Source organism: Chenggangzhangella methanolivorans (assembly GCF_042648545.1).
In the GTDB taxonomy this organism is placed as follows: Bacteria; Pseudomonadota; Alphaproteobacteria; order Rhizobiales; family Methylopilaceae; genus Methylopila; species Methylopila methanolivorans.
The window spans coordinates 421,471-446,096 of the sequence record NZ_JBHRXS010000006.1 but is presented as its reverse complement, the minus strand read 5'-3'; the positions used below and the strand labels follow the sequence as shown (position 1 = coordinate 446,096).

At 67.4% G+C, this 24,626-nt stretch carries 27 protein-coding genes; 12 read left to right on the top strand and 15 right to left on the bottom strand.

What is annotated here, in order from left to right; all coding sequences use genetic code 11:
• Window positions 1-150: 150 nt before the first annotated feature.
• A complete protein-coding gene (locus tag ACFOWB_RS13390) occupies window positions 151-552 on the bottom strand; it encodes a hypothetical protein (protein ID WP_261402709.1) in 402 nt (133 codons plus the stop codon).
• Window positions 549-824 (bottom strand): metal-sensitive transcriptional regulator, encoded by a 276-nt coding sequence (locus ACFOWB_RS13385; protein WP_271202928.1) that lies wholly within the window; start codon window positions 822-824, stop codon window positions 549-551. The genes ACFOWB_RS13390 and ACFOWB_RS13385 overlap by 4 nt, the downstream gene beginning before the upstream one ends.
• 87 nt (window positions 825-911) lie before the next feature.
• On the opposite strand from ACFOWB_RS13385, the gene ACFOWB_RS13380 reads away from it, so the two are divergent.
• The 7 genes from ACFOWB_RS13380 (at window position 912) to ACFOWB_RS13350 (ending at window position 8,585) form a co-directional block, all read left to right on the top strand.
• Entirely contained in the window at window positions 912-3,287 is a 2,376-nt protein-coding gene (locus tag ACFOWB_RS13380) for a heavy metal translocating P-type ATPase (protein WP_378147772.1), read from the top strand.
• Between the two features lie 132 nt (window positions 3,288-3,419).
• A complete protein-coding gene (locus tag ACFOWB_RS13375; RefSeq protein WP_261402708.1) occupies window positions 3,420-3,803 on the top strand; it encodes an ArsR/SmtB family transcription factor in 384 nt (127 codons plus the stop codon).
• Window positions 3,804-3,805: 2 nt separating this feature from the next.
• A complete protein-coding gene (arsB, locus tag ACFOWB_RS13370) occupies window positions 3,806-4,861 on the top strand; it encodes an ACR3 family arsenite efflux transporter (protein ID WP_261402707.1) in 1,056 nt (351 codons plus the stop codon).
• A 10-nt stretch (window positions 4,862-4,871) separates the two neighbouring features.
• A complete protein-coding gene (gene arsC / locus ACFOWB_RS13365) occupies window positions 4,872-5,297 on the top strand; it encodes an arsenate reductase (glutaredoxin) (RefSeq protein ID WP_261402706.1) in 426 nt (141 codons plus the stop codon).
• Window positions 5,298-5,317: 20 nt separating this feature from the next.
• Window positions 5,318-6,505: a chromate efflux transporter gene (chrA, locus tag ACFOWB_RS13360; RefSeq protein ID WP_261402705.1), complete on the top strand. Its 1,188-nt coding sequence runs from the start codon at window positions 5,318-5,320 to the stop codon at window positions 6,503-6,505.
• Between the two features lie 193 nt (window positions 6,506-6,698).
• On the top strand, window positions 6,699-7,409 hold the full coding sequence (gene arsH, locus ACFOWB_RS13355) for an arsenical resistance protein ArsH (protein WP_261402704.1): 711 nt from the start codon (window positions 6,699-6,701) through the stop codon (window positions 7,407-7,409).
• Between the two features lie 3 nt (window positions 7,410-7,412).
• Window positions 7,413-8,585, top strand: coding sequence for an MFS transporter (locus ACFOWB_RS13350; protein WP_378147767.1), 1,173 nt, complete (start codon window positions 7,413-7,415; stop codon window positions 8,583-8,585).
• 84 nt (window positions 8,586-8,669) lie between these two features.
• Here ACFOWB_RS13350 and ACFOWB_RS13345 read toward each other — a convergent pair whose 3' ends face one another.
• The 7 genes from ACFOWB_RS13345 to ACFOWB_RS13315 all read right to left on the bottom strand — a co-directional run bounded on the left by ACFOWB_RS13345 (window position 8,670) and on the right by ACFOWB_RS13315 (window position 15,269).
• Window positions 8,670-9,224: a hypothetical protein gene (locus tag ACFOWB_RS13345; protein WP_261402701.1), complete on the bottom strand. Its 555-nt coding sequence runs from the start codon at window positions 9,222-9,224 to the stop codon at window positions 8,670-8,672.
• Between the two features lie 82 nt (window positions 9,225-9,306).
• Entirely contained in the window at window positions 9,307-9,813 is a 507-nt protein-coding gene (locus ACFOWB_RS13340) for a hypothetical protein (RefSeq protein ID WP_378147764.1), read from the bottom strand.
• 11 nt (window positions 9,814-9,824) lie between these two features.
• Window positions 9,825-10,349, bottom strand: a complete 525-nt coding sequence (locus ACFOWB_RS13335; protein ID WP_378147762.1) for a hypothetical protein — start codon at window positions 10,347-10,349, stop codon at window positions 9,825-9,827.
• Window positions 10,349-10,693 carry a hypothetical protein gene (locus ACFOWB_RS13330; RefSeq protein ID WP_261402699.1) on the bottom strand — a complete coding sequence of 115 codons (345 nt, stop codon included), beginning with the start codon at window positions 10,691-10,693 and terminating at the stop codon, window positions 10,349-10,351. Before ACFOWB_RS13330 ends, ACFOWB_RS13335 begins: the two co-directional genes overlap by 1 nt.
• A 166-nt stretch (window positions 10,694-10,859) precedes the next feature.
• Window positions 10,860-12,026 carry a hypothetical protein gene (locus tag ACFOWB_RS13325; RefSeq protein WP_378147759.1) on the bottom strand — a complete coding sequence of 389 codons (1,167 nt, stop codon included), beginning with the start codon at window positions 12,024-12,026 and terminating at the stop codon, window positions 10,860-10,862.
• A gap of 108 nt (window positions 12,027-12,134) precedes the next feature.
• Window positions 12,135-13,190, bottom strand: a complete 1,056-nt coding sequence (locus tag ACFOWB_RS13320) for a hypothetical protein (protein WP_378147757.1) — start codon at window positions 13,188-13,190, stop codon at window positions 12,135-12,137.
• Between the two features lie 846 nt (window positions 13,191-14,036).
• On the bottom strand, window positions 14,037-15,269 hold the full coding sequence (locus ACFOWB_RS13315; RefSeq protein ID WP_378147755.1) for a DNA cytosine methyltransferase: 1,233 nt from the start codon (window positions 15,267-15,269) through the stop codon (window positions 14,037-14,039).
• A gap of 439 nt (window positions 15,270-15,708) precedes the next feature.
• Between ACFOWB_RS13315 and ACFOWB_RS13310 the strand changes: the two genes are divergently transcribed.
• Together ACFOWB_RS13310 and ACFOWB_RS13305 are read left to right on the top strand one after the other, a co-directional pair.
• Window positions 15,709-16,308, top strand: coding sequence for a hypothetical protein (locus ACFOWB_RS13310; RefSeq protein ID WP_261402691.1), 600 nt, complete (start codon window positions 15,709-15,711; stop codon window positions 16,306-16,308).
• Window positions 16,309-16,501: 193 nt separating this feature from the next.
• Window positions 16,502-17,083, top strand: a complete 582-nt coding sequence (locus ACFOWB_RS13305) for a hypothetical protein (protein WP_261402690.1) — start codon at window positions 16,502-16,504, stop codon at window positions 17,081-17,083.
• Between the two features lie 85 nt (window positions 17,084-17,168).
• Here ACFOWB_RS13305 and ACFOWB_RS13300 read toward each other — a convergent pair whose 3' ends face one another.
• Together ACFOWB_RS13300 and ACFOWB_RS13295 are read right to left on the bottom strand one after the other, a co-directional pair.
• Window positions 17,169-17,516, bottom strand: coding sequence for a hypothetical protein (locus ACFOWB_RS13300; protein ID WP_378147752.1), 348 nt, complete (start codon window positions 17,514-17,516; stop codon window positions 17,169-17,171).
• A 78-nt stretch (window positions 17,517-17,594) separates the two neighbouring features.
• Window positions 17,595-18,155 carry a hypothetical protein gene (locus ACFOWB_RS13295; protein ID WP_378147750.1) on the bottom strand — a complete coding sequence of 187 codons (561 nt, stop codon included), beginning with the start codon at window positions 18,153-18,155 and terminating at the stop codon, window positions 17,595-17,597.
• A 61-nt stretch (window positions 18,156-18,216) separates the two neighbouring features.
• On the opposite strand from ACFOWB_RS13295, the gene ACFOWB_RS13290 reads away from it, so the two are divergent.
• Together ACFOWB_RS13290 and ACFOWB_RS13285 are read left to right on the top strand one after the other, a co-directional pair.
• Window positions 18,217-18,501, top strand: coding sequence for a hypothetical protein (locus ACFOWB_RS13290; protein ID WP_378147748.1), 285 nt, complete (start codon window positions 18,217-18,219; stop codon window positions 18,499-18,501).
• Window positions 18,502-19,245: 744 nt separating this feature from the next.
• Window positions 19,246-19,458, top strand: a complete 213-nt coding sequence (locus ACFOWB_RS13285; RefSeq protein WP_261402688.1) for a TOBE domain-containing protein — start codon at window positions 19,246-19,248, stop codon at window positions 19,456-19,458.
• 22 nt (window positions 19,459-19,480) lie between these two features.
• Here ACFOWB_RS13285 and ACFOWB_RS13280 read toward each other — a convergent pair whose 3' ends face one another.
• Window positions 19,481-22,075, bottom strand: a complete 2,595-nt coding sequence (locus ACFOWB_RS13280; protein ID WP_378148810.1) for a response regulator — start codon at window positions 22,073-22,075, stop codon at window positions 19,481-19,483.
• A gap of 348 nt (window positions 22,076-22,423) precedes the next feature.
• Between ACFOWB_RS13280 and ACFOWB_RS13275 the strand changes: the two genes are divergently transcribed.
• Window positions 22,424-23,179, top strand: a complete 756-nt coding sequence (locus ACFOWB_RS13275) for a DUF3750 domain-containing protein (RefSeq protein ID WP_261402687.1) — start codon at window positions 22,424-22,426, stop codon at window positions 23,177-23,179.
• A 63-nt stretch (window positions 23,180-23,242) separates the two neighbouring features.
• On the opposite strand, the gene ACFOWB_RS13270 is transcribed toward ACFOWB_RS13275, so the two are convergent.
• The 3 genes from ACFOWB_RS13270 to ACFOWB_RS13260 form a co-directional block, all read right to left on the bottom strand.
• Entirely contained in the window at window positions 23,243-23,536 is a 294-nt protein-coding gene (locus ACFOWB_RS13270) for a hypothetical protein (RefSeq protein WP_378147744.1), read from the bottom strand.
• Between the two features lie 175 nt (window positions 23,537-23,711).
• The gene (locus ACFOWB_RS13265; protein ID WP_261402685.1) at window positions 23,712-23,996 is read right to left on the bottom strand and encodes a hypothetical protein; all 285 of its coding nucleotides are present in this window, start codon (window positions 23,994-23,996) and stop codon (window positions 23,712-23,714) included.
• 263 nt (window positions 23,997-24,259) lie between these two features.
• Window positions 24,260-24,556 (bottom strand): hypothetical protein, encoded by a 297-nt coding sequence (locus tag ACFOWB_RS13260; RefSeq protein WP_261402684.1) that lies wholly within the window; start codon window positions 24,554-24,556, stop codon window positions 24,260-24,262.
• Window positions 24,557-24,626: the final 70 nt, after the last annotated feature.

The window sequence follows — 24,626 nt, the reverse complement described above, 5'->3', positions numbered from 1 at the left end:
GCCGAGACGAGCGGCTTCATGAAAAACCCCGGAATCTGAACGAGCAAGCGCAAGGGCGCCGTGGCGCCGGCGAGGCGCGTGGTCGGTCAGATGTCTCGGAGTGTGTCGACGGAGCCCTGGATAAGGGCGTGCGTCAGGCGTTTGAGACCATCAGCCGACCAGCGCGGCGGACGTTCTCGGGGGGCGCTTGATGTGGACGGTCGGCCCGGACAGGGCGGCCTTCGCCGGAACCGCGGGTAGGACGGTCACCTTGAGAGTCACGGCCTGGAGCGGCTCCATCTCGGTCGAGATGGCGGCATGGCAGGTGTTGCTGCAGCAGGTGGTCTTGCCCGAGCCGGACTGACCCATGTGACCTGTGCAGTCGGAGGAGGTTGCCTCCATGCCCTGATCGGGCGTCGAAGCGACGACGTCCGAGGTCGCGGCATAGTCTTCGGCCTGCTGGGTGGCCGCGGCGGGCGCGCCGTGGGCCTCGCTGGGCGTAGCCCAGCTCATCGCCACGAACAGCGCGAGCGCGAGGCCGGCGGCGATCCTGAGCAGCGAGCGGACGGTCATCCGCGCACCCTCCCGAGGACGTCGACGAGCTCCGCCACCTTCTGGCGCTGCTCGTCCTTGTTCCCCGACTGGATCGCATTCTCGACGCAGTGGCCGACATGGTCCTTGAGGATCTCCTCCTCGACCCGCTTCAAGGCGGCCCGGACGGCGGAAATCTGGGTGACCACGTCGATGCAGTAGCGGTCCTCCTCGAGCATGCGCGCGATGCCCCGGACCTGACCTTCGATCCGGTTGAGTCGCTTCCCGCAAGAGGCCTTGGTGCAGCACTGCATGATTGACCATGTACCCTATTGGGGTATATCACGCAACTGCTGAACGATACCCTTGGTGGGTATATCGGAAAGCGACGGGAGGTGACCATGGACCCGCACGGACACGCGCACGGCGCGATGCCGAAGGCTTCGTGCTGTGGCGGGCACGGCCACGGACGCGACGTCAGGGGCTCGATGGCGATCGACCCCGTCTGCGGCATGACAGTCGATCCCGCGACAGCCAAGCATCGGCTCGAGCTTGGGCCCAAGACCGAGTTCTTCTGCTCGGCCGGCTGCAAGGCGAAGTTCGAGGCGGATCCGGAAAGGTACCCGTCGCCGTCCTCCGCCGAACCGGAGCCGATGCCCGAGGGCACGGTCTACACCTGCCCGATGCATCCCGAGATCCGGCAGGAGGGTCCGGGCTCGTGCCCGATCTGCGGCATGGCGCTCGAGCCCGACCTCGTCACGGCGGAGGCCCAGCCCAACCACGAACTCGCCGACATGACGCGGCGCTTCTGGATCGGGCTGGCGCTCGCCGTTCCGGTCTTCCTGCTGGAGATGGGCTCGCACCTCGTCCCCGCGATCCATCACCTTGTTCCGATGTCGGTCTCGGTCTGGATTCAGTTCGCGCTCGCGACGCCAGTCGTGCTTTGGGCCGGGTGGCCGTTCTTTCAGCGCGGATGGGCGTCCATCGTGTCGCGAAACCTCAACATGTTCACGTTGATCGCAATGGGAACGGGGGTCGCTTACGCCTACAGCGTCGTGGCGACGCTCGCTCCGGGCGTCTTCCCTCCGGCCTTCCGCGGCCCGGATGGGACGGTCGCGGTCTACTTCGAGGCGGCCGCCGTGATCACGGTTCTGGTGCTGCTCGGCCAGGTGCTGGAGCTGCGCGCCCGCGACCAGACATCCGGCGCGATCCGCGCGCTGATCAACCTCACGCCAAAGACCGCAAGGCGGCTCAAGACGGACGGATCGGATGAGGAGGTCGCGGTCGAGGAGATCGCGGTGGGCGACCGCATCCGCGTCCGCCCGGGCGAAAAAGTCCCCGTCGACGGCGAGGTCGTGGACGGACGCTCCGTCGTCGACGAGGCGCTGGTCACGGGCGAGTCGATGCCGATCGCGAAAGCCGTCGGCGACGCGGTTACGGGCGGAACGCTGAACCAGTCTGGAGCCCTGACCGTCCGGGCCGTAAAAATCGGACGCGACACCATGCTGGCGCGCATCGTCCAGATGGTCGCCCAGGCGCAGCGCTCGCGCGCGCCGATCCAACGTCTTGCCGACACCGTGTCGGGATGGTTCGTGCCCGCCGTCATCCTGATCGCCGCGGTCGCTTTCGTCGCCTGGGCCGCGTTCGGGCCGGAGCCGTCCTACGCCTATGGGCTGGTGGCGGCCGTCGCGGTGCTGATCATCGCCTGCCCTTGCGCGCTCGGCCTCGCGACCCCGATGTCGATCATGGTCGGCGTCGGCAAGGGCGCGGGCCTCGGGATCCTGGTCCGAAACGCCGAGGCGCTGGAACGGCTGGAGAAGGTCGACACCCTGGTGGTCGACAAGACGGGCACGCTCACCGAAGGCAAGCCATCGGTCACGGCGGTCGTGGCTGCCGAAGGATTCGCGGAGGACGACCTCCTGAGGTTGGCGGCGGCGGTCGAGCGCGCCTCCGAGCATCCGCTTGGGGCCGCCGTGGTCGCGGCCGCCGAGGCCCGCAGCTTCGCCATCCCGGGGGTCGATGACTTCGACGCCCCGAGCGGCAAAGGCGTGTCCGGCAACGTTGGTGGGCGGCTGGTGGTGATCGGAAACGCCGACTTCCTGAAGGCTCGCGGCGTCGAGGTGTCCTCGTTGACCGCCCGGGCCGACCAGCTTCGGCGTGACGGAGCGACCGCCATCTATGTCGGGGTGGACGGGAAGCCCGCGGGCGTGCTCGCGATCGCCGACCCGATCAAGCCGACGACCGCCGAGGCGATCCGCGCCCTGAAGGCCGAGGGGCTGCGAGTCGTCATGCTGACGGGCGACAACCGCACCACCGCTGAGGCTGTGGCGCGCACCCTTGGCATCGACGAGGTCGAGGCCGACGTGCTGCCGCAGGCCAAGCACGAGGTCGTAGAGCGGCTGAAGCGCGAGGGCCGGGTCGTCGCCATGGCCGGCGACGGCGTGAACGACGCTCCCGCCCTTGCGGCCGCCGACGTCGGCATCGCCATGGGGGCGGGCACGGACGTCGCCATCGAGAGCGCGGGGGTGACGCTGGTGCACGGCGACCTCAACGGCATCGTGCGGGCTCGGCGGCTGTCGGAGGCGACGATGTCAAACATCCGGCAGAACCTGGTGCTCGCCTTCGTCTACAACGCCGCCGGGGTCCCTATCGCCGCGGGCGTGCTCTACCCCGCTTTCGGGCTGCTGCTCTCGCCCGTCGTGGCGGCCGCAGCCATGGCGCTGTCGTCGGTCAGCGTAATCGGCAACGCGTTGAGGCTGAGGACGAAGCCGCTCTGATTGTCGTCCTGTGGCTCCGGACGTTCCGGCGATGCCGGCTGATCCGTTCTCTCCAAATGTGGAACTGTAAGGAGAACCATATCGACAGTCGTCGATTTATTGATATAGAGGTCTCCTGATGCAGGAGGAGACATGTCCGCGCCCGCTCATTCCATCGAACGCGACCATGAGGCCTCGGCCCTCGACGCCCTGTCGGCGCTCGGACAGTCGACGCGGCTCCGCATCTTTCGGCATCTCGTCACGACGGCTCCCGATCCACAGCCCGCGGGCGGGATCGCAGACGCGCTCGGATGCCTTCAGAACACGCTCTCGACCCATCTCGCGATCCTCGTGCGGGCCGGGCTGATCACCGGGGTCCGTGACGGGCGGTCGATCCTCTACGCTGCGAACTTCGACGGCATGCGCGGCCTCGTGAACTACCTGCTCGAGGACTGCTGCAAGGGCCATCCCGACGTCTGCGCGCCCGTCTTCGAGCAGCTTGAGAAGGGCTGCTGCGGCCCGGCCGCGAGGGCCTGACCATGTCCCTGTTCGAACGCTACCTGACCGTCTGGGTCTTCCTCTGCATCGTCGTCGGCGTCGCGCTCGGCTACGCGGCGCCCGGCTTCTTTCGGGCGATCGGCGCGCTCGAGGTCGCGAGCGTGAACCTGCCCGTCGCCGTGCTGATCTGGCTGATGATCGTCCCCATGCTGGTGAAGGTCGACTTCGCGGCGCTCCGCGAGGTCGGCTCGCACTGGCGGGGCATCTCGGTGACGCTGTTCATCAACTGGGCGGTGAAGCCGTTCTCGATGGCGCTGCTCGGGTGGCTGTTCGTCGGCTGGCTGTTCCGGCCCTACCTGCCCGCAGACCAGATCGACAGCTACGTCGCGGGGCTGATCCTTCTGGCCGCGGCTCCTTGCACCGCAATGGTGTTCGTATGGTCGAACCTCACCAAGGGCGAACCGCTGTTCACGCTGAGCCAGGTCGCGGTCAACGACGCGATCATGATCGTGGCCTTCGCGCCGCTTGTCGGCCTGCTGCTCGGCCTGTCGTCGATCACCGTGCCGTGGAGCACGCTGGTCCTGTCGGTCGGGCTCTACATCGTCGTGCCGGTAATCGCGGCGCAGGTTCTGCGGCGACAGGTTCTGGCCTCCGGCGGACAGGCGGCGCTCGACCGCGTCCTCGCCGGCATCCAGCCGCTCTCGCTCGCCGCCCTGCTCGCGACGTTGATCCTGCTCTTCGCCTTCCAAGGCGAGCAGATCGTCGCCCAGCCGATGGTCATCGCGCTGCTCGCGGTCCCGATCCTGATCCAGGTCTACTTCAACTCCGGCCTCGCCTACCTGCTGAACCGCGCGACCGGGGAGGCCCATTGCGTGGCCGGCCCCTCGGCTCTGATCGGGGCGTCGAACTTCTTCGAGCTCGCGGTCGCCGCGGCGATCAGCCTGTTCGGCTTCAAGTCCGGGGCGGCGCTCGCCACCGTGGTCGGCGTGCTGATCGAGGTCCCCGTGATGCTGTCGGTGGTCTGGATCGTGAACCGCACAAAGCCCTGGTACGAGGCCCGCGGCGTTCGCGCGGCCGCCCCCGAACCCCGTTCCTGAGGAGGCCGTCATGACCGAGGCCGTCACCATCTGGCACAACCCCGACTGCGGCACGTCCCGCAACACGCTGGCGATGATCCGGGCCGCGGGCGTCGAGCCGACTGTCGTCGAGTACCTGAAGGCGCCGCCGACGCGCGAGGAGCTGGCGAAGGCGTTCGCCGCCGCCGGGCTGACCCCGCGTGAGGCCGCCAGGGAGAAGGGAACGCCCTTCGCGGAGTTCGGCCTCGGCGATCCGTCCGTCACCGGCGACGCGATCCTCGACGCCATGCTGGCGCACCCGATCCTGGTCAACCGCCCGTTCGTGTTCACCGAGCGCGGCGTTCGGCTTTGCCGCCCCTCCGAGATCGTGCTGGAGATCCTGCCAGCGCCGCTCGCTGGCCACTTCACCAAAGAGGACGGCGAGGTCGTGAAGGCCGGGATGGCGGTGAAGGAGTGAGGACTGTCGAAGGCGTTCCAGTGTCCGTCGGCTCGGTTCGGGAGGTCTTTGGGGCGTTCCTGAAGCTCGGCCTCACCTCATTTGGCGGGCCGATTGCGCATCTCGGCTACTTCCGCGACGAGTTCGTGGGCAAGCGTAGATGGATCGACGACGCCAGCTACGCCGACCTCGTGGCCCTCTGCCAGTTCCTGCCGGGACCAGCCTCGAGCCAGGTGGGATTCGCGCTGGGCTTGATGCGGGCCGGACCAATGGGCGCGATGGCGGCCTGGTCGGCGTTCACGCTTCCCTCGGCCGCCATCATGATCGCGATCGCTTACGGGGCAGACCTGTTCTCGGGGCCGCATGGTTCCTCGCTCGCACATGGTCTCAAGCTCGTCGCGGTGGCGATCGTTGCGCATGCTGTCCTCGGCATGGCGCGCGCGCTGTTGCCCGACCGCGCGACGGGGACCATCGCGGTCGTGGCGATCGCCGCGGTAGTGCTGGGCGGGCCTCATGGCCAGTTGGCCGCGATCGCGCTGGGAACGGTAGTGGGATTCGCGGCGTTCGGCCGCGCCGACGCCGCGCCACAGCGGACAGGGATCGCCGCTCGCCTGAGCCGCGCGACCGCCATTGCGTGCCTGCTCGCCTTCTTCGCGCTCCTTCTGGGGCTACCGCTCCTGAGGGCCATGACCGGATCCCAGTCGGTCGCACTCGCCGACGCGTTCTACCGCTCAGGCGCCCTTGTCTTCGGGGGCGGCCATGTCGTGCTGCCGCTCCTGCAGGCCGAGGTCGTCTCGACGGGTTGGATCGATGCCGGGCGGTTTCTGACGGGCTACGGCGCGGCCCAGGCCATGCCCGGTCCGCTGTTCACCTTCGCGGCCTTCATCGGCGCCGCGGTCGGGCCGGAACCGAACGGCGTGGCCGGGGCGGCCATCGCCTTGGTGTCGGTGTTCCTCCCGGGCATCCTCGTCCTGCTCGCGGCGTTGCCGTTCTGGAACTCGATCCGCGCCAAGCCTTCGGCTCGCGCCGCGTTGCGTGGGGCCAACGCCGCGGTGGTCGGCGTCCTCGCCGCGGCGCTCTACGATCCGATCTGGACCTCGGCGGTGCTGTCGCCTCGTGACTTCCTCGTGGCGGCCGCGGGGTTCGCCGCGCTTACGGCCTGGAACGCTCCGCCCTGGACAGTGGTGGCAGGCGTCTGCATGGCCGCAATGGCGTTTGGCGCAACATGAACGTCGAGCGGCCCGGCCACTCCCCAAGCGACCGGACCATGCTTTCGTCGTCCGAACGCAGAGGGGCGGGTATGCGTCCGGCGCCATTTCCGGGCGGGGGCCGACATCAGCACGGCAGACGCTACATGGCCCAGTCTGAATTTATTCTAATAAGAAAGTTCATCTCGCATTCATGGGAAAGGAGCGGTTTCCGATGACAGACTTGCCGAACGTCGACGAAAGCTCTTTTCGCCCTGTCGATCTGTCCAGGCTCCACGGTCCGCGCTCGACCCATCCTCCGCGGGTTCTGCTGCTGTACGGCTCCTTGCGGGCCGTCTCGTACAGCCGCCTGCTGACGCTGGAGGCGGAGCGCCTGCTCAAGCGGCTCGGCTGCGAGACGCGTGTCTATGACCCTGCAGACCTCCCGCTGCCGGACGGCGGCCCGGTGGACCATCCGAAGGTTCAGGAGCTGCGCGAGCTGTCGCTCTGGTCCGAGGCGCAGGTCTGGACGAGCCCTGAGCGGCACGGCGCAATGACGGGCGTGATGAAGTCGCTGATCGACTGGATCCCGCTTTCGGTCGGCTCGGTCCGCCCGACCCAGGGGCGCACGCTCGCGGTGATGCAGGTCTCGGGCGGCTCGCAGTCGTTCAACGCCGTGAACCAGATGCGCGTGCTCGGCCGCTGGATGCGGATGGTCACCATCCCGAACCAGTCGTCGGTGGCGAAGGCCTTCCAGGAGTTCGGCGAGGACGGCCGGATGAAGCCATCGGCCTACTACGACCGCGTGGTCGACCTGATGGAGGAGCTGGTGAAGTTCACGTTCCTCACCCGCGACGTCTCCGACCACCTCACCGACCGCTACAGCGAGCGGAAGGAGAGCGCAGCGACGCTGGAGGCCAGGGTCGACCTCAAACGGGCCGTCTGAGGCGTGGAGACGACGTCGGCGCCGCCGGGCGGGAGGCTCGCGGTCCCGCTGCTCGGGATCGCCCAGATCGTCTCCTGGGGGTCGAGCTTCTACCTGCTCGCGGTGCTCGCGACGCCGATCTCCGCCGACACCGGATGGCCGCTCGCCTGGGTGGTCGGCGGCGGATCGATCGGGCTGCTCTGCTCAGGCATCGCCGCGCCGTTCGTCGGCCGCATGATCGACGGCTTCGGCGGTCGGCAGACCATGGCGGCCGGCTCGCTGCTGATGGGCGCGGGCCTCGCCGCGGTCGGGTCGTCGACCGGGATCGCGACCTACTTGCTCGGCTGGGCGGTGATCGGCTTCGGAATGGGTGCCGGGCTTTACGACGCGGCCTTCTCGACGCTCGGCAGGATTTTCGGGGCGTCGGCGCGGCGCGCGATTACCCACCTCACCCTGTTCGGGGGCTTCGCCAGCACGGTCTGCTGGCCGCTGTCGGCGCTCGCGGTCGAGCACATCGGCTGGCGTGGCGCCTGCTTCGCCTACGCCGCCGTCCAGGCGCTCGTCATGGCGCCGACGCTGTTCCTCCTGCTGCCGCGCGAGGCGCGCAAGGCCCCGAGCGCTCTCGACCGTGCCGGTGCCGGCACGACGACCTCGCGTGAGCGACGGACCTTCTGGCTGCTGGCCGTAATCCTGATGGCGAACGGCGCGGTCCAGACGACGGTGTCGGTGCACCTGCTGACGATCCTGCAGGCCCAGGGCATGCAGCTCGTCGCAGCGGTAGCGGTCGGCGCGCTGATCGGTCCGTCGCAGGTGGGCGCCCGCGTAATTGAGATGCTGGTCGGAGACCGTCTCGACCCGACCGCAACCCTCGCATGGGCCGGGGCGCTGGTGGCCGTCGGAGTGTTGTTGCTCGCGCTCGGCGCGGGCCCCGCGGCAGTCGCCGTGGTGCTTTACGCTGCCGGAAACGGCGTGTGGTCGATCGCCCGCGGCACGGTCCCGCTCGCGCTGTTCGGTGCCGAGCGCTACGCGGTCGTCATAGGGCGGCTCGCGGCGCCAAACCTGATGGTGCAAGCAGCCGCGCCGTTCGCGGCTGGGCTCGTGATTGCGCAAGTTGGGACGGAAACGACGATGGCAGCGCTGGCGACGGTGGCTGCAACGAACCTCGTCGCGACGATCATACTCGTGTGGCGAAGTTAGGCGGAGCGTTGAGCCCCAGCGTCAGCGTCGTTTGATCGCCGCGAAGCGGACCTCACCGACGTCTGTGATGGGTCAGAGGCTGTCTTACCTAGGTCGAGCAGAGTGCAGGGCTGCCTGGCGCAAGAGCGCCTCAACACGGTCGGAAGTGTACGCCAACTCGGCAAGCAGCAAATCAACGAGCGCTCTTGGTTCGTCGATCGGTTCGAACCCTCTCGCGTCGATCCACGTCAACTGCCCGGCTGGCGCCAGCCTCTGCACAGTACGCTCCAAGAGAGGGAGATCGGCATGCCGTGCGATCGGAACCTCGATCACAGTTGCTCGGCAGAAGCGTCGGACGAAAGCGGTTCTCAGGCCTTTAGATAGCTTCGCGTCCGGTCGGGAATCCCGAGCCGCCCGCCACATTCGGCCCGTGTTGTAAGCGTGAGAGAACTTGTGGCTGCGACTTTCCGATCCTGCGACATGGCGCTGGTAGATCCGGCCGTAGAAGCCACTTTGGTCGTTCATAGTGATCCCGACGTACCGCATCACTCCCTCGTGGTCGTAGAGGGCGTACATGCCGTGCGTCCGAGGCAACGCCGCCAGGGGCGTCGGTTCCTGGGTTGCCAAAGATTGATAGAGCGCTTCGGGATCGATGTTCACTGCTGCCTTTCCGGCTTATCGAGCGGTTGGAGGGAGCGTCTGCTGGCGCGCTCCCGTCTCGGCGACTTAACGGACGCCTCCTTCAGCCCCTGCATTCCCACTCGCGCGCGACGACATAGACGCCCTTGTTGATCACGCCGCCACGCGGCGAGACCAAGTCGCCCCTGAGGTAGCTGCCCGTGTCGCTCCTGACGGAGCTGCCCGTCACGCGAAGGCTCCATGACAGGCCGACGTAAGCCTCGCCCTTCCAGTCGGGATGGAGGTCGTTCGGGTTGGGCGAGCGAAGGATCCGCGCTGAGTTGTCGACGGGGGTGCAGGACCGCGCGGCCACAGTGCGAGGGCCGTGCTTGCGAAGCAGTTCATCCGCAGCGCGCTGGTGACGCTTGAGCTCCCCAGTTTCCGGGCCGATCCCGAGTAGGTCGCGCTGGAAGCCGTCGAGGCACTCAGCCGGCCCCGTGATCAGCGGCTTGCCGTCGTAGCCGACCGGGCAGTTCCGCCTGCTTCGCCCGGCTGCCTCAGCTCCGGACGGGAACGACACGCAGACGACCAGCGCAAGCGCGCAGAGCATGTCGACGCGGACCAAGGTCATGATGGCCGGCCTCACAGCGAGAACGCCGAGGCGGCGTACCATCCCCTGTGGAATTTCTGGTGGTCCTCCATCTGCTTGCCCAGGACCCCGAGCATGCCGCCCGTCCACGTCCCGAACGCGCGGGAGCCGTCGGGCGTCCTCAGGTACTCCTGCATCGTGCGCACGGCGTAGACGGGGTTCTGGTAGGCGTACTCGCGACCGATCGTGTTGAAGTAGTCGCCGTCCATCACGTAGCGGGCGCCGCCGCGCCACGCGAGCACCACCTTGCCGTACTTCCGGTCCTTGAGCGCCTCGGCCGCGGTGAACAGCGCGCGGTCGACGTCCGCCATGCTCACCGAAGTCGGCAGGCCCCAGAGGTCGACCACCAGCGTCCCGGGATCGACGCCCCAGCGGTGGTAGGCCCGCATCGAGATCCCGGCGTTGCGGGAGTCCTTGGACAGGGCAGACGATACGGGCAGGTCGGCCATCGCCCAGTTGGCGCCGGCCATGAGCATGACGACGGCGACCGCGCCTAGCAGGAGGTTCCAGGCGCGCATCAGTACTTGAACTCGGTGCCCGCGTTCCGGCGGGCGGAGGACTGCTCCATCTGGATGCAGCCCTGCAGGGTCGAGTAGCTGCCGTGCCCGCCGAAGCTCGCGACCTCGTCACAGTGCTTGCGCATGCTCGCGGAGAGGTCGGGGAAGGTTCTCTTGAGCTGGTCGTAGGCTGACTGTTCCATCTGCATGCAGCCGTCCATCGTGCTCTCGGAGAAGGCCCCGCCGAAAGCCGCGACCTCGCGGCAGTGCGCCTTCACGTCGTAGCGCGGGAGCGACTGGGCAGTGACCGCATGAGACTGGAGCGACGCGAGCAAGGCGCCCGCGAGCAGAACGGTCTTCTTCATGCTGGTTCCCCGGGCCGACAGGCGGCTCGGCTGCAATGATACATTGCAAGAGTATCGCGCTACAACGCGTCGTTTCTGGCAATCCACCGACGCGGTTATCGGCTGGTGACCGCCGCCCGGAGTCGCTATCGCCTCCCGCATCCAGAAGCTAGGTACGATACTCGTCTTAGCCGCCCCTACTGTTCATCCTCTCTCGCTGATCCTTATGGATCCTTATCGGCAGTTCGTGGACGGGCATGATCTGGTGGAAGCCTTCCATGAGGTTTGCGGCTATCTTGTCCACAATCCCGGTCAGCCGCATCACGTCCCCCATGGACTCCGTGACGTGCTCGCCTAGCCGGACCGATGTGTCGCCGCTGTCCTCGAGATACTTCGCGTCGATGATGCCGTCGTTATGCTCATGGACGTGTCGGCGGTGGAACATCAGGCGGGCGTGCGCCTGGTCTCCACCGTCGACCTTTCTGAAAATTTCGATGCCGAAGTGACGCTTCAGGTCTTCGGAGACCAACGCGAGCTGGGAAAAGTTCGCGTCCTTCCAGCGAGAGCGACGCACGTGGACCATCCTTACGTGAAGTAGGAGCTGCTGCGCGATTCGCCTTCCCAAACTGTCGAACTTCGAGACCAGATCTTTCAGCCCGGAGATCGGCGACCCGCCCTCCGACAGCCGCTTGCGGATGCCCGTAATGTCCGCGCGAAGCATGGCCATGTCGTTGCGCGTGCCGCACGTCGAGCAATAGCCGAAACGACCAAGGATGTTGTTCGTCATCCCGCACTCGTCGCACTTGAACTTCGACTGCTGCTCGGTCTCCACGAAGAATTCGGGGGGCGCGGGCGTCTGTCCATCGTCTGAAGAGTAATACTGCTCCAACAGGTCCTTGACGTAGACGCTGTATTTTCCTGACTTCCGCTGGTTCGTCACCTGAGCATGGACCGCGCACACCGCTTCGACGTAAGCCTCCTGGGCCTCGCTCAGGCACTCCCATGCCTCGGAGTGCTTCCCGCAGTAGGGACACACGGCGGCGGCGACGAGTCCGGGGGCTTCAGTTCGCCAATACCAGGTGCAGTGAGGGCAGCGCCTCGCCCACATCGAGAGCTGGTCGCTCCCCAGCACCACGGTCATCGCGCTGGGATGCGGCCGCACGTTGTCGGCCCTGCCGAAGTGGTAGGAGCCGACGGGGATTCCGGGAGGGATCGCCCAGATGCCGAACATGGAAAAGGGGGTCGGAGCCGAATGCGTCGCTCCGCTTGATACGAAGACCTGTTCGCCCTCGACATGCACGTCGAAGGTTACCGAGAAGTCGGTGAACGGAAGGCTCCGATGCTTCTCGTCCACCGAACTTCTCCGGGGTGGTGATGCTGCCCGTTGCGGCTATACACATTTCGCGAAATGTGGACAGCGGCGCGGCGTTGTAGGGGGATTGCGATCTACCTACAACGGTTCTCAAGCTGCCCTGCGCCGGGAGCCCCGTTTGGGCATCTTCGCGACGTAGGCGGCCCACACCGCATCGAGGTCCAAGCCGCCGTCGATTGCCTCCCGAACCCGTCGGACCGCCTTGTCGGAGAAGCGCCGGGGCTTCTGCTTGTCCGACAGGACGAATTCCCGGGAGCAGTCATCGTCGGCATCGAGCGCGAGGTGGGCCCGGACTGCGAAGCTCCGGTTCGGGGTCAGCCGCACCCGTCGCGCGAGCTGCGTCGCCGTGTAGGGATAGCGGTTCAACATATCGACCTCGCGGATCGCGCCGGCCTCGGACGGGTCGTCACCCGCGGCGATGCGGACGGGCGCGCCCTCCTTTTTCATGAAGCGCACCTTCACCGTCGGCCCCTCGCCGGACTTGTTCATCTGGACGGTCGCCAGCCTCGGGAAGACGACGCCGATGTTTTTGCCCTCCCGCACGGCTTTCTCGACCCGGTCCACGTCACGCTTCGTGACGCTCACCCCCTCCTTCACGAGGCCCTCCATCGAGAGCAGCGCACGGATGCGCCCGCGGGCCTCGTCCCTGCGGCGGTTGCCGGGCTTCAGGAGCTTGCCGATTAGCCTGTATTCACGGTCGATCAGGAAATCGAAGTCGTTCACGGGCAGGGTCGAAACCGGAAGGACTCGGCCGGGGATGTGCGCGTTCAGGTCGTCGTCCAGCGTGCGCTTCAGGTAGGCGTCGAACGCGGTGATCAGGGCCCTAGTGTGGAGGTAGAGTAGCTCCTCCTCGACGACGACGAACCAATGTTGCGCCTCGTCCCGTAAGGCGTCGACGGCCCTCATGACCCCTGCCTCGCTCTCGGTGAGCTCGTGCTGCGCTACGCACAAGTTCAGGCATCGTTTAAAGCCGATCGACGTGCTGCTCTTCTTGTCGAACACCTGATATTGGGCCTGCCGGAGGACCGCCTTCAGCAGCATTTCGGTAGCGTGTTGCAGGTGCAGCAGCACGGAGTCCACGCGACCGGAGTCGTCGTAGGAATTGAAGGTCGCCATCGCCGTCCGCAACGAGCAGATGGCTTTCATCTTCAGGATCTTCGCGTCGCGCCGTAAGGCCATCCCAGCACCGCCCGATTCATTCGGGCTGCATTGTAGTTGTACGCGGCCGCGGATGCGCGCGACCGCGACCGCTCTCCCCAGCTTCACCCGCTCCGCGATTTCCGCCAGCCGGCATTGGCTGGCTCGACCTGAGGACGGCCCTCGGTCGGAGCTTCGGCAAGATCATCGCGGGCTATATCGGGGACCGCCGCAAGCGCGAAGGGGACGCCTCATGACCGCCGCTCTCGCCTTGCGCAGAGACTGGCGAATCCTTGCAACCCTCACCGCGGTCGCGGCCCTCGGGGCCGGCTGGCTCTAGGTTGGTCACCTCCAGTTGCAGATCGCCGACCACACCGCGCTCGTGACCGAGGCCCACGCGCATGTCGCCGCCCTCGAGCGACGCGGCTGCTGCCTGCTCCACCGGGTCTGCTGCAGCGCTCGAGACGGCGTTCATTGAGCAGGCGGCCAACGAGGCCGCGTAGAAGGTCACTGACTATGAGACGTAACTACGAACACGTCCGGCTCAGGATTGCGCTTTGAGCGGGGCTGATGTTGAGCGGCTGGGCCGCATCGACTGTGCCAGCCCGGCTGCTCCCAACATCTCGCGCGGCGGGAGACCTCGTGCGCCCAGTGCCGCAGCCGACCCTGCGCGTGGGCGACGGCGCGTTCGCTGCCTTCGCGAGGTCCCGCGCCGCCCTCAGGAAGGCCAATGGCCAGATCGTCAGCGCGTGCTGCTGCTAGGAGGGCGTGCGGCGGTCCTACGACCCCGCCACGGCCTCCGCGGCGTGCGCGTCCTTGACCGTCGATTGAATCCTTACCAGTGGCGCGGCCACGTCACGCCGCCGGCCGGCCGAGCGTAAACCTCCGAGGGTCAAAGGGCTGCTCGGGCTCCGGGCGTTCGCCGACCTCGAAGCACTCCCGATCCTCTTCCCAGCGCGCAAGCCGCCGCACATCCTCGGACCTTCGGGAGCCGCGCCATGCCTCTACAAGAGCTGCCTCGATCCGTCGGCCGAGCCACCGGAAGACCGGAACCTGCATCGAGTTCCCGACCAGCTTGCTCCTGCTGCTCTCGGAAGTGCGTGTGCGCCTGCCGTTGCGGTGGACGATCGGAACGTCGGTCCAGCCGTCAGGCAGGCCGTGGAGACGCTCCTCCTCCTTCGCCAGCGTCTTCCGGCAGATCATCGCTCCGTCGCCCCGGCGGTACAGAACGAAATTTTCCTGTCCCCCTGCCGTCTTCTTCGCCATGAGGGTGGGCATCAGGTTCAGCCCCCACGTCTGCGAGTCGGAGATCCCGTAGACGTCGCCGTCGACGAGTTCCCTCAGCGGCATCGGGAGTGCCGCGCAGATTATGCTTCCGTGTCGGCGGGATCGGGACCAAGGAATGCTATCAGCGCGCTCGGCAGCGGTTTTCCCCGGCTTCGGCTCCGTCGGTAGACCCTGGCGACCGCCACTGGCGACATCTCGCGCTCCGGCAAGGATCCGATAAGGGTCAACGTCGGGTCGAGAACTTCCGACAAGCACGACGCGGCGCCTCCGGGAAGCAAGGCCGAAAAAGCGGCCGTCGAGTATCCGCCACGCGAGATTTCGTCGAGGTCCATGCACCCAACCGAAGTCTGTCCACCCGGACCCTGTTGGAGGCTGTAGAGGACCCCCGTGGCCGGAGAGCGCGCCCAGGAGGGCTCCAAATCCTCTTCCACCTTCAGTCGAGAGCGCGCCTTCGACGTTCTCCCAGACGCAGACGGCAGGGTCGGTGGCATCGATTATCTCCGTGTATCTCAGGGCAAGCATGCCCCTTGGGTCCTGAAGTCCAGAGCGGTCGCCCGCAAACGAGAAGCTCTGGCAAGGCGATCCACCGATGACGACATCGACGGAGCCGGCCGCGACCGCGCGGAAGTCGAAGTCGATGGCGGTGACGTCGCCCAAGTTCGGCACGTGGGGCAGCCTCTCTTCGAGGACGGCGCAGGCGGTCGCATCGACTTCGGAGACGAAGCGGGTCGACCAGCCGAGCGGGTGCCAAGCGACCGCCGCAGTCTCAAGTCCGCTGAACAGACTGCCGTAGTCGAGCACGCGAATCCTCCCCCGAGTCCTTGCCCGCGCAGCCCTACCCGAAGACCCCCAAAGGGCCCGTGCATGAGGTCCGTAAAATTTGAGGCAGTGCCAATCCAAACACGGAAGCCGACATCGTGGATGGATTGGCACATTCGGCGATTCTCCCACGTGGGAGCGTCTCCGTGGTGAGATCGCCGAATTCACGGGCCCAGCCGACACTGTTCGTCCAGCCCATGCGGCGGCGCGGCGCTCAAACGATCAGACAGCCCCGGAGGACAGCGCCTCCCAATCGGTGACCACTCCCGGCCGACCCGCCGGACAGCCACATGGTCACCCCCGGTGTGTTGGCCATCCCCCAACGGCTTCAGAAAGGATGTGCTGACGGCGCGCTCGGCGCGAAACCTGGATCCATTCCGGCCGGCGGCGCAGATCTCGGGGGTCAACTGGGGGAGACATCATGCTTCGCGCCATCCTGAACGCCATCAAGAACGCTGCGCTCGTGGGCCTTGAGTCCCTCTATGGTTTCGTCGTTTGGGCTGTGAACCTCCCCGTCAGATTCTTCGCCGACGTAGCGGGTATCGGTCAGGGCGTGCCACCGCTCCCGGCTGCCCCCCGCGGCGAAGACGCTGACGCTGCCGTCGACCGCGTGACCGAAGCGCTCGACCGCATCGGGCGCGGGCGCATCACCGCTGCTTCGATGGCGGCGACGCTGGATCCCGAGCTTCCGGCCGGCCGGGCCGTCCACGCCTACGCGGCCGCTGACACCTTTGTCCGCGACGGCATCGACCTCTCGAGCCTTTCGCCCGCCCAGGTGGGTTGGCTGGTCACCCGCACCGAGGCCGAGCTTTTCAACCTCGCAGTTGCCGGGCCGGAAACTTGCGAGCTCCACCTCGCGGGCGAACGCTCGGGCCTGACGGTTCCATTCGTAGATGACAAGGATCGTCAGTTCGCCGACGCCCCGGCTCGCGACGAGGACGAGATTCCGGAGGACATCCCGTTCGCGGAGCGCCTCCGCCGCTTTAAGGCCGACAGCAGCGCGACGCCGCGCTGGGCGTGAGCCCTCGGCAACCACGCTGCTTGAACGCGGGCTCCTCGGGGGTCCGCGCGCGATGCCCCTCCCTCGTCGACCTGACCGAGGTCGTAGCGGCTCACGCCTCGACTGTATAACAGCGCGTCCACGCCTCCTGGCCCGCCGCGAGCTACCGCCCTCCGGCCTGATCAGGCATTGTGCGCCCTTGTCGGAGGGGCGCATGAAGCTGTTCAAGAGGAGGTCGACAAAGGCCGAGCCGCCGTGGTCCGAGCGTGTCGTCAAATCGATCCGCGGAGACAAGCAGGAGGGCTGGCTGCGCGTCGAGGTCGTGGGCTACATCCGGAATCTGACGGCGAGGGACAACGGCGACCCCGAAGACGGCATCGAGTTCTTCGGTCGGGTCGGGTGGGCGATGACCATCAACGACAAGTCTCCCCCGGGGGCCATCGTCAAATTCAGGCAGACCGACAGCATGATCGAGGGCCGCGGGGCCATCTACGGTGGCTACAAGAGCAACCCCGACAGCTACACACGGCCTCTGGTCAATATATCCATCGTTGGCGACGAGATGGCCGAACGGGCCTTGAAGGAAATGTGCGACCTCGCGGCGGTGACGGGCATTAAGCACGTGCCGCTGACGCTGAAGTGGACCATCCCCGAGAGATACGCGACGAGCAACGACGCAATGAACCTCCAGATGGCGGTCGAGCGCTACTCGTTCGGGCAAAACCTGTTGCTGTTCAACAAGTCGTTCTCGCAGGACGCGGACATGGAGGAGGCGTTTTTCACGCCGCGGCGCTGACGCTCCGAGATCGCCTCCCCCAGTCCCGGCACCTCGTGGATCGCGTCCCCGAACCGCTCGACCAGTTCGCCCCACTCCTCGTCGGTCACGAGGCCCTCCGGCGGCTGAGCGCGCCAAGTGCCGCGTCACGCTGCGCGACCGCGCGGCGGAGACGGGCAACCTCGGCCTCGAGGTCGTCGTTGCGGTTGAGAGCCTTGCCGTAGGCCGCGATGGTGCGCTCCGCGATGTCCGCGAGGTGGACGGCCGAGCCGCGGGCCGCATCAAGCTCCGACTGCCACGCGCCGTAGGCCTGCTTCGACAGGCGGTCATTGGCCTGCGCGACTATATTCTGCACCGCCGATGCCATGCCCTGGCCCAGCACCATGCCCGTGACGGCACCGAGGCCGATGGCCTGACCGCTGACCTTCGACGGGTTCGTGAAAGCGACTGACATGGGAGCCTCCGAGCTGGGTGAGGTCGGCAACATAGTCTGGTCGCCGAGCTCCCGGAGCCCCGAACCCAGGGACAGCGTTTATGAAGGGCTCATGCGGCGGTTCTCCATCTCTCCGTCCATCCTCTCCAGAACCGCCGCATCGATCTCAGACGCGACAGCCTCGAAGGGGCGACCGAAGCGTTCCTCGAATGCGGCATTGGCCGAGGCCTTGAACGCCTCAACATCACCGCGGGACCGCTTGATACCGTTTCGAAGAGCTAGCCGGACATTGGCCAGCGCGAGGTCATAGTCCCTCTCCGTCCGATCCCGGCCCTCCACGAACCAGAGGTAGTTGCCGAGGGCGACCAAGATCGACTGCTGAAAAGCGAATGGAGGCCGCCCGGTGTCGAAGCCCCGGAACACTTCCGGCATGCCGCTGTAGGAATACGAAAACCGGGCCTGGTCGCACAGATAGTAGAGGACGAAGCGCTCCGAAGATGCCGCTTCCTCGGTGGTTGGCACTGGTCCCTTGGGAACCACAAGCCTCGCTTGCCACAAACGATAGCCGAGATACAGCACGCCAGCGACGATGAGATATTCCAAGACGACGACGCCCCCGTTGTTGCGGCAACCGTAGCCACGCGGTGGGCGCGCCGCCATCCAAAACGAACTCCGGTCGGAGCCTTGTGAGGAAACGGAGACCCGGGACAGGATGCGGGCGATGAGCGAGGATCCCTACGCCAGCCGCCGAACTCCAAGCGGTCGCATCGCGGTCATGAACCGGGCCGAGCGCTTCGACCTCGACGGCCAGCCGCGTGCTCCGATCAACGACCGCTTGGTGGCGAACAACCTTCGGAAGTCCGGCCACACCGTTGAGCAGGTCGTACACGTCGTCGGCTACCTGCCTGACCTCACACTCGACTACGGCGTCCCGCACCCCGGCCGGATCACGTTCGACGCTTGGGGCTACCGCCTCAGTGACACGCACACCGCCCCGGGCTGGTAACCGCATCGTCCATCGGCCGGCGCCAAAGCGGCGCCAAAGCAAAGGCCCGGAGTTGGCGCTCCGGGCCTTGTTGTCTCTACGAACGAGACGTCTCAGCGGCGATAGGCTTCGCGGCCGCGAGGCATCGGACGCGAACTGCGGCCCATGAACCGTTTCGCCAGCCAACCCATCAAGATCGTTTTGAGGATGCTCTTGAGCATGAGGGGCTCCTGCGTGCGTGGGGTCACAAATGCAACAGCGCGATGACGCCCTTGGTTCCTGCACGGAGTGGTGAAGCCGCGTGGAAGCCTGTTCGTTTCCGCCTGCGGGCATAAGGTCTGGAGTTCGTCGGACTTGCCAAGAGGTTGAAGGTTGACTGCTGGCCAAAGCGGAGCGCGGGCCGGACACTCAACGCGCTGCTGACCACAGGTTTGGATCCCACCGTCAGACGACCATCCACAGATTACGCTGATGGAGCCCCCTTGTTAGCAGCTTGTTAGAAACCGACCGCACCGCTCTCCCCGACAAGCGGACGGCCAGCAAGATCGCTGATAAACGCAAGGTTTTCGCGAGGCAATCTGAATCGGACATGCGGACTCTGACTCCGCTAGTCCTGGTTCGAATCCAGGTCCCCCAGCCAATCCTCCCTTCCTTCGCACGCCGATCCGATCCGCCCCCAAGCGGCTCGCCTTTCTGCGCGCCGCTTGCGCGCTAGATGGCGGCCGAGCGCGCGGGAGCGGCCCGCGCCAGACGGGAGACCCGAGGATGAAGCACGGCGCGCGCAACGACATTCCCGCCGAGGTCGTCGAGATCAAGAAAGGCGGCGTGATGGCGCAAGTGACCGTGAACCTCGCGGGCACGGACTACCGCATGACGTCGGTGATGACGCTCGATTCGCTCGCCGAGCTCGGGATCTCGGAAGGCTCGACCGTCCATGTGGTGGCGAAGGCCGTGAACGTCCTGCTGGTCAAGCCGTAGCGCCCGGTCGCAGACCGAAGCGTCAGGCCGGCTCGCTCTCGGACGACGCCTCTCGCCGGGTCGCGCCGCCCCGCGCGGCCTCGACCACGCGCAAGAGCTCCGCGGCGTCGTAGGGCTTCGACAGGATGTTGGCCCCCGCCTCGTCGCGCACCGCTGTCGCGTCGCCGGTCGCATAGACCACGGCGGCCTCGGGGCGCAGCGCGCGCGCCTCGGCGGCGAGCGCCGCCCCGGAGGCGCCGGGCAGGTTGAGGTCGGTCACCAGCACGTCGACCGGCGCGGTGCGAAGCGCCGCCATCGCCTCCTCGGCGCTGCGGGCCTCGACCACGAGGTAGCCGGCCTGCTGCAGCATCTCGGCGGTGTTCATCAGGATCAGCGCATCGTCCTCGACGAGCAGGACGGTCGGCGCGGAGGCGTCGACAGGCGGTTTCGCAGCGGGCTCCGACGAAGGGGATTTGACGTCGGGCTGCGGCGCCGGAGCGATGGCGCGCTGGCGGCGGTTCGCCAGCACATGCCGGAACTTCCGCGCCAGCGCCTCGCGCGTGTAGGGCTTGGACAGGAGCTCCACGCCCGCGTCGAGCTTTCCGCCATGGACGATCGAATTCTCGGTGTAGCCCGAGGTGAACAGCACCGCGAGATCCGGCAGCCGCGCGCGCGCCTTGCGGGCGAGCTCCGGGCTCTTCAGCGCGCCCGGCATCACGACGTCGGTGAACAGCAGGTCGATCGGAACGCCGCTTTCGATGACGTGGAGGGCGCTCGTGGCGTCCACGGCCCGCAACACGCGGTAGCCGAGATCCGACACCATCGCGATCACCGTCTCGCGCACCTCGGGATCGTCCTCGACGACCAGAACGGTCTCGGTGCCGCCCTGGAGCGGGCCGGCGGCGGGCGCGACCTCGACGTCCTCGTCCTCCACCGCGCGCGGAAGATAGAGGCGGATGGTCGTGCCATGGCCGGGCTCGGAATAGATCTTCACATGGCCGCCGGACTGCTTGACGAAGCCGTAGACCATCGAGAGGCCGAGGCCTGAACCCTTGCCTTCCGCCTTGGTGGAGAAGAACGGCTCGAACACCTTCTCGACGAGCTCCGGCGTCATGCCGCAGCCCGTGTCGGTGACGGCGAGCATCACGTACTGGCCCGGCGTCACCTCGTCATGGTCGCGCGCATAGGCGTCGTCGAGATGGGCGTTGGCGAGCTCGATCGTGAGCCTGCCGCGGCCCTCCATGGCGTCGCGGGCGTTGATCGCCATGTTGAGCAGCGCGGTCTCGACCTGCACCGGGTCGATGAAGGTGTTCCACAGCGCGCCCGAGAAGATCGTCTCGATCTCCACCGCCTCGCCGATCGCGCGGCGCAGCATGTCGTCGAGGCCCTGCACCAGGCGGCTGACATTGACGACCTTCGGCTCGAGCGCCTGGCGACGGCCGAAGGCGAGAAGCTGGGCGGCGAGCTTGGCGCCGCGCGAGACGCCGGCCATGGCGTTCGCGACGCGCCGCTCCGCGCGCTCGTTGCCGACGATGTCCCTGGCGAGCAGCTGGAGGTTTCCCGAGACGACCTGCAGCAGATTGTTGAAATCGTGCGCGACGCCGCCCGTCAGCTTGCCGATGGTCTCCATCTTCTGGGACTGGGCGAGCTTGGTCTCGGCGCGCCGGCGCTCCTCGACCTCGGCCGCGACGCGGGCCTCGAGCCCCTCGTTCAGGCGGCGGAGCTGCTCCTCGGCGCGCTCGCGATGCGCGATCTGGCGCGCAAGCGCCTCGGAATGCTCGCGCAGCGCCCTCTCGGCCGCGCGCTGATGGGTGATGTCGGTGTGGACCCCGACCCACTCGGCGATCTCGCCGTTCGCCTCGATGATCGGAAGCGCGCGGATCGCGAAGCTCCGCCACTCGCCGTCGGCGCGGCGCACCCTGTGCTCGTGGACGAACATGCCCTTGGCGGCGAGCGCCGCCTCCCAGGCCGACACCGTTCCGGCCGCGTCTTCAGGGTGGACGGCGTCGGCCCAGCCATAGCCCTGATACGCCTCGTAGGATTGCCCCGTCAGAGCCGCCCAGCCGGGCTGCTCGCCCGCCATCCGGCCGGAGGCGTCGTTGGTCCACAAGATCCCGTGGACCGCGTCCATCGCGGTGCGGAACCGCCTGTGGCTTTCGACGAGCTTGCGGTCGATCGCGACGCGGACGCTGTTGTCGACGACCGTGCACATCACGCCGCCGATCGAGCCGTCGGCCTCGTAGACGGGCGTGTAGAACAGGTCGAAGACGAAGGTGTCTTCGCGCCCGCCGCGCAGGAGCGTCATCGGCTGGTCGCGGAACGACATCAGCTCGCCGCGGAAGCCCGCCTCGAGCATTCGGCTGTTCCAGTCCCAGATCTCCGGCCAGATCTCGGGCGCCGAGCCGCCGAGCGCGCGGGGATGGTTGGAGCCGGCGATCTCGCTGTAGGCGTCGTTGTAGATCATCGTGTGGGACGGCCCCCACATCAGCACTTTGGCGACCGGCGAATTGACGATGTTGGCGACGGTCGCGCGAAGCTCGAGCGACCAGCCGTCGATCGGCCCGAGCGGCGTCCGGCTCCAGTCGCGCGAGCGGATCAGCGCGCCGCAGTCGCCGCCGGCGTAAGGCCATCCGTCCATGGGTCGGGGCGACGGCCCTTCGGCGCCCTCATGGAACGCCTGGAGCGCCGCGCGGACGACGTCGCTGACGTCGGCATAGCCGCCGGAGGCGAGGCGTCGAGAAATCAGGGCCTCGAGCTCGGGCGTCAGCGAGACGTTCAGGGGCTGGCGGCTGCTCATGAATCTTGGTGCGCCAGACGCCCGCCCGGTGTCAACGCGCCTCGTCGGCACGGCGGCGGTTTGGTCTTTGCGCGTTGCCGATCAGCCGCTTCGGCGTGACGCTGCGGCATCAAGACCGCGTGCGGCCCCCTCCCCTCCGATCAAGCCGGCGCCCATGTCAGGCGAGCGCGGCGGAGGCCGCGCAAACTCATGGAATCCGACCCGCCAGTGTCCGTGCTCCGCCTGCTCGCAATCGCCTTCGTGCTGCTGTTCCTCGCCCCGCTCGCCGTCTCGGCGGCGCTCTACGCGCTCGACGGCGAGGCCGCCGGCTGGCGCACGGCGGACCGCTCCAGCGCGGGCCTGCTGAAACCGGCGTCCGAGCAGCAGGAGGCGGTCGTGCGCGTCTTCGCGGCCCGGACCGTGCGCTGGAAGGGCATCTTCGCGACCCATTGCTGGATCGTGGTGAAGCCGAAGGGCGCGTCGAGCTACACCCGCTACGACTACACGGCCTGGGGAGAGCCCATCCGCGTCAACGGCTTCGTGGCGGACGGGCGCTGGTTCGGCAGGGTTCCGGACGTCGTGTTCGCCGCCGACGGCGAGCGCGCCGAACGCGCGATCCCGCAGATCCGGGCGGCGATCGAGAGCTACAAGTTCCGCGAACAGAGCGACTACCGCGCCTGGCCGGGGCCGAACTCCAACACCTTCGTGGCCGCGGTGATGGCGGCGGCGCCCGAGCTCGACGCCAAGCTTCCGACGACCGCGGTCGGGAAAGACTATCCCTATGGCGGCGACTGGGTCGCGCTCACGCCGTCGAAGACCGGCGTCCGCTTCACGCTCGGCGGCTATGGCGGGCTCACCGTCGGCTGGCGTGAGGGTCTGGAGCTCAATGTCCTCGGCGCCGTATTCGGCGTCGAGCTGCGCCGCCCTGCGCTCAACCTGCCGGGTCTCGGCCGGTTCGGGGTCTGACGCGAAGAAGCGGAGCGCCCGACAGGACGCCCCGCCTCGGGGACAGAGATCATCCGGCTCGCGTCAGTCGCAGACCTTAACCGGCTTGAAGTAGCGGTTGCCGTAGGCGTCGTAGCGCTTCTGGCGCTCGATCCAGCAGTCGCGGGCATAACCGTAGGCCGGGCGGCTGTTCGAGGCGATGAGGGCGCCGAGCAGCAGGCCGCCGCCGAGAGCGGCCGCGCCGTAGCCGTAGCCGTGATGGCGGTGATGTCCGTGCCAGCCGCCGGCCTGGGCCGCGGGGGCGGCGGCGAGCGCGAGGGTGGAGACGGCGACGAGGGCGGCGACGGTCTTGGCGACCTTGGACGAGAAGGCGGTCATGGCGGCGGTCCTTTCGGGATCCTTGTTGAAGCCGCCCATCGCGGCCCCGATGACCATTGGTCGTGGCGGCCGCCGGAGAGGTTCATGACCTCGGAAAGATTTTTTCGATTTTCTCCGCGCAAAGAAAAAGCGGCCCGGAGGCCGCTTTTCCAGTCCAGCCGAAAGGCGTCTGCGATCAGTCGCAGACCTTGACCTTGCGGATCACGATCTTGCCCGAGGCCGTCTCGAAACGGCGCTTCTCGTACCAGCACTCGCGGTCGGCGTTCGCCGCGGCGGTCGCGGCCAGAACGCCCAGCACGCCGATGCCGACGGCCGCAGCCGCGGCCCCGCCGCCGCCGTGATGATGATGGCCGCGCCAGTTGCGACGGCCGGCCTCGGCCGAGGTCGGAACCAGCATGGCGAGGCCCATGGCGCCGGCGAGCGCGATGGCGACCGCTTTGCGCGGCTTGTCGATGGTCATGACGTCCCCCGATAGAAACCCAGGATCCCCCCGACGGGGATCTCGCTGACGTGATCTAGCAAGATGTCGCGAGAAGGCTCAAGTCGCCAAGCCGGCGAACCTCGTCGTTCGGCGAACGAAATCTGAACCGGGTGAGCCGAAAGTGGCCGTTCTCGCTTAAGATTTCGCAAGAGGACTGCTTTTCCGCCGCAAGCCCGTAAGCAATTCTACGGAGGAGCGCTCACGAGATCGTGTGCGTCTGCGGAGACCCGCGCGTCTCTTCGTCAGTCGCAGACTCGGACGCGGCGCAGATGGATGTCGCCGTACTCGTCCTCGACTTCCTGGCGCTCGGTCCAGCAGCGCGGCTCCCGCGCCTCGTCTTCGTAGCCGACCTCGCGGTCCTGCGCGTTGGCGGCCGCGGCCCCGATCGCGAGGCCCATGACGCCGGCCGCGACGCCGACGCCGACCGCCGTGCGCGTCCTCCTGCCGGCTTCGGCCGCGCTCGGGGCGGCGACGGCCGCGATGGTGAGCGCGACAAGCGACGCGCGGACGGCCCGGCCGCCGATGAGATTGGAAAACATCGCAGAGCTCCCGTGAAGCGAAAGCGGCCCGAAGACCTTTCGCCATGAGAAAAAGACCTGTCGCCATGAG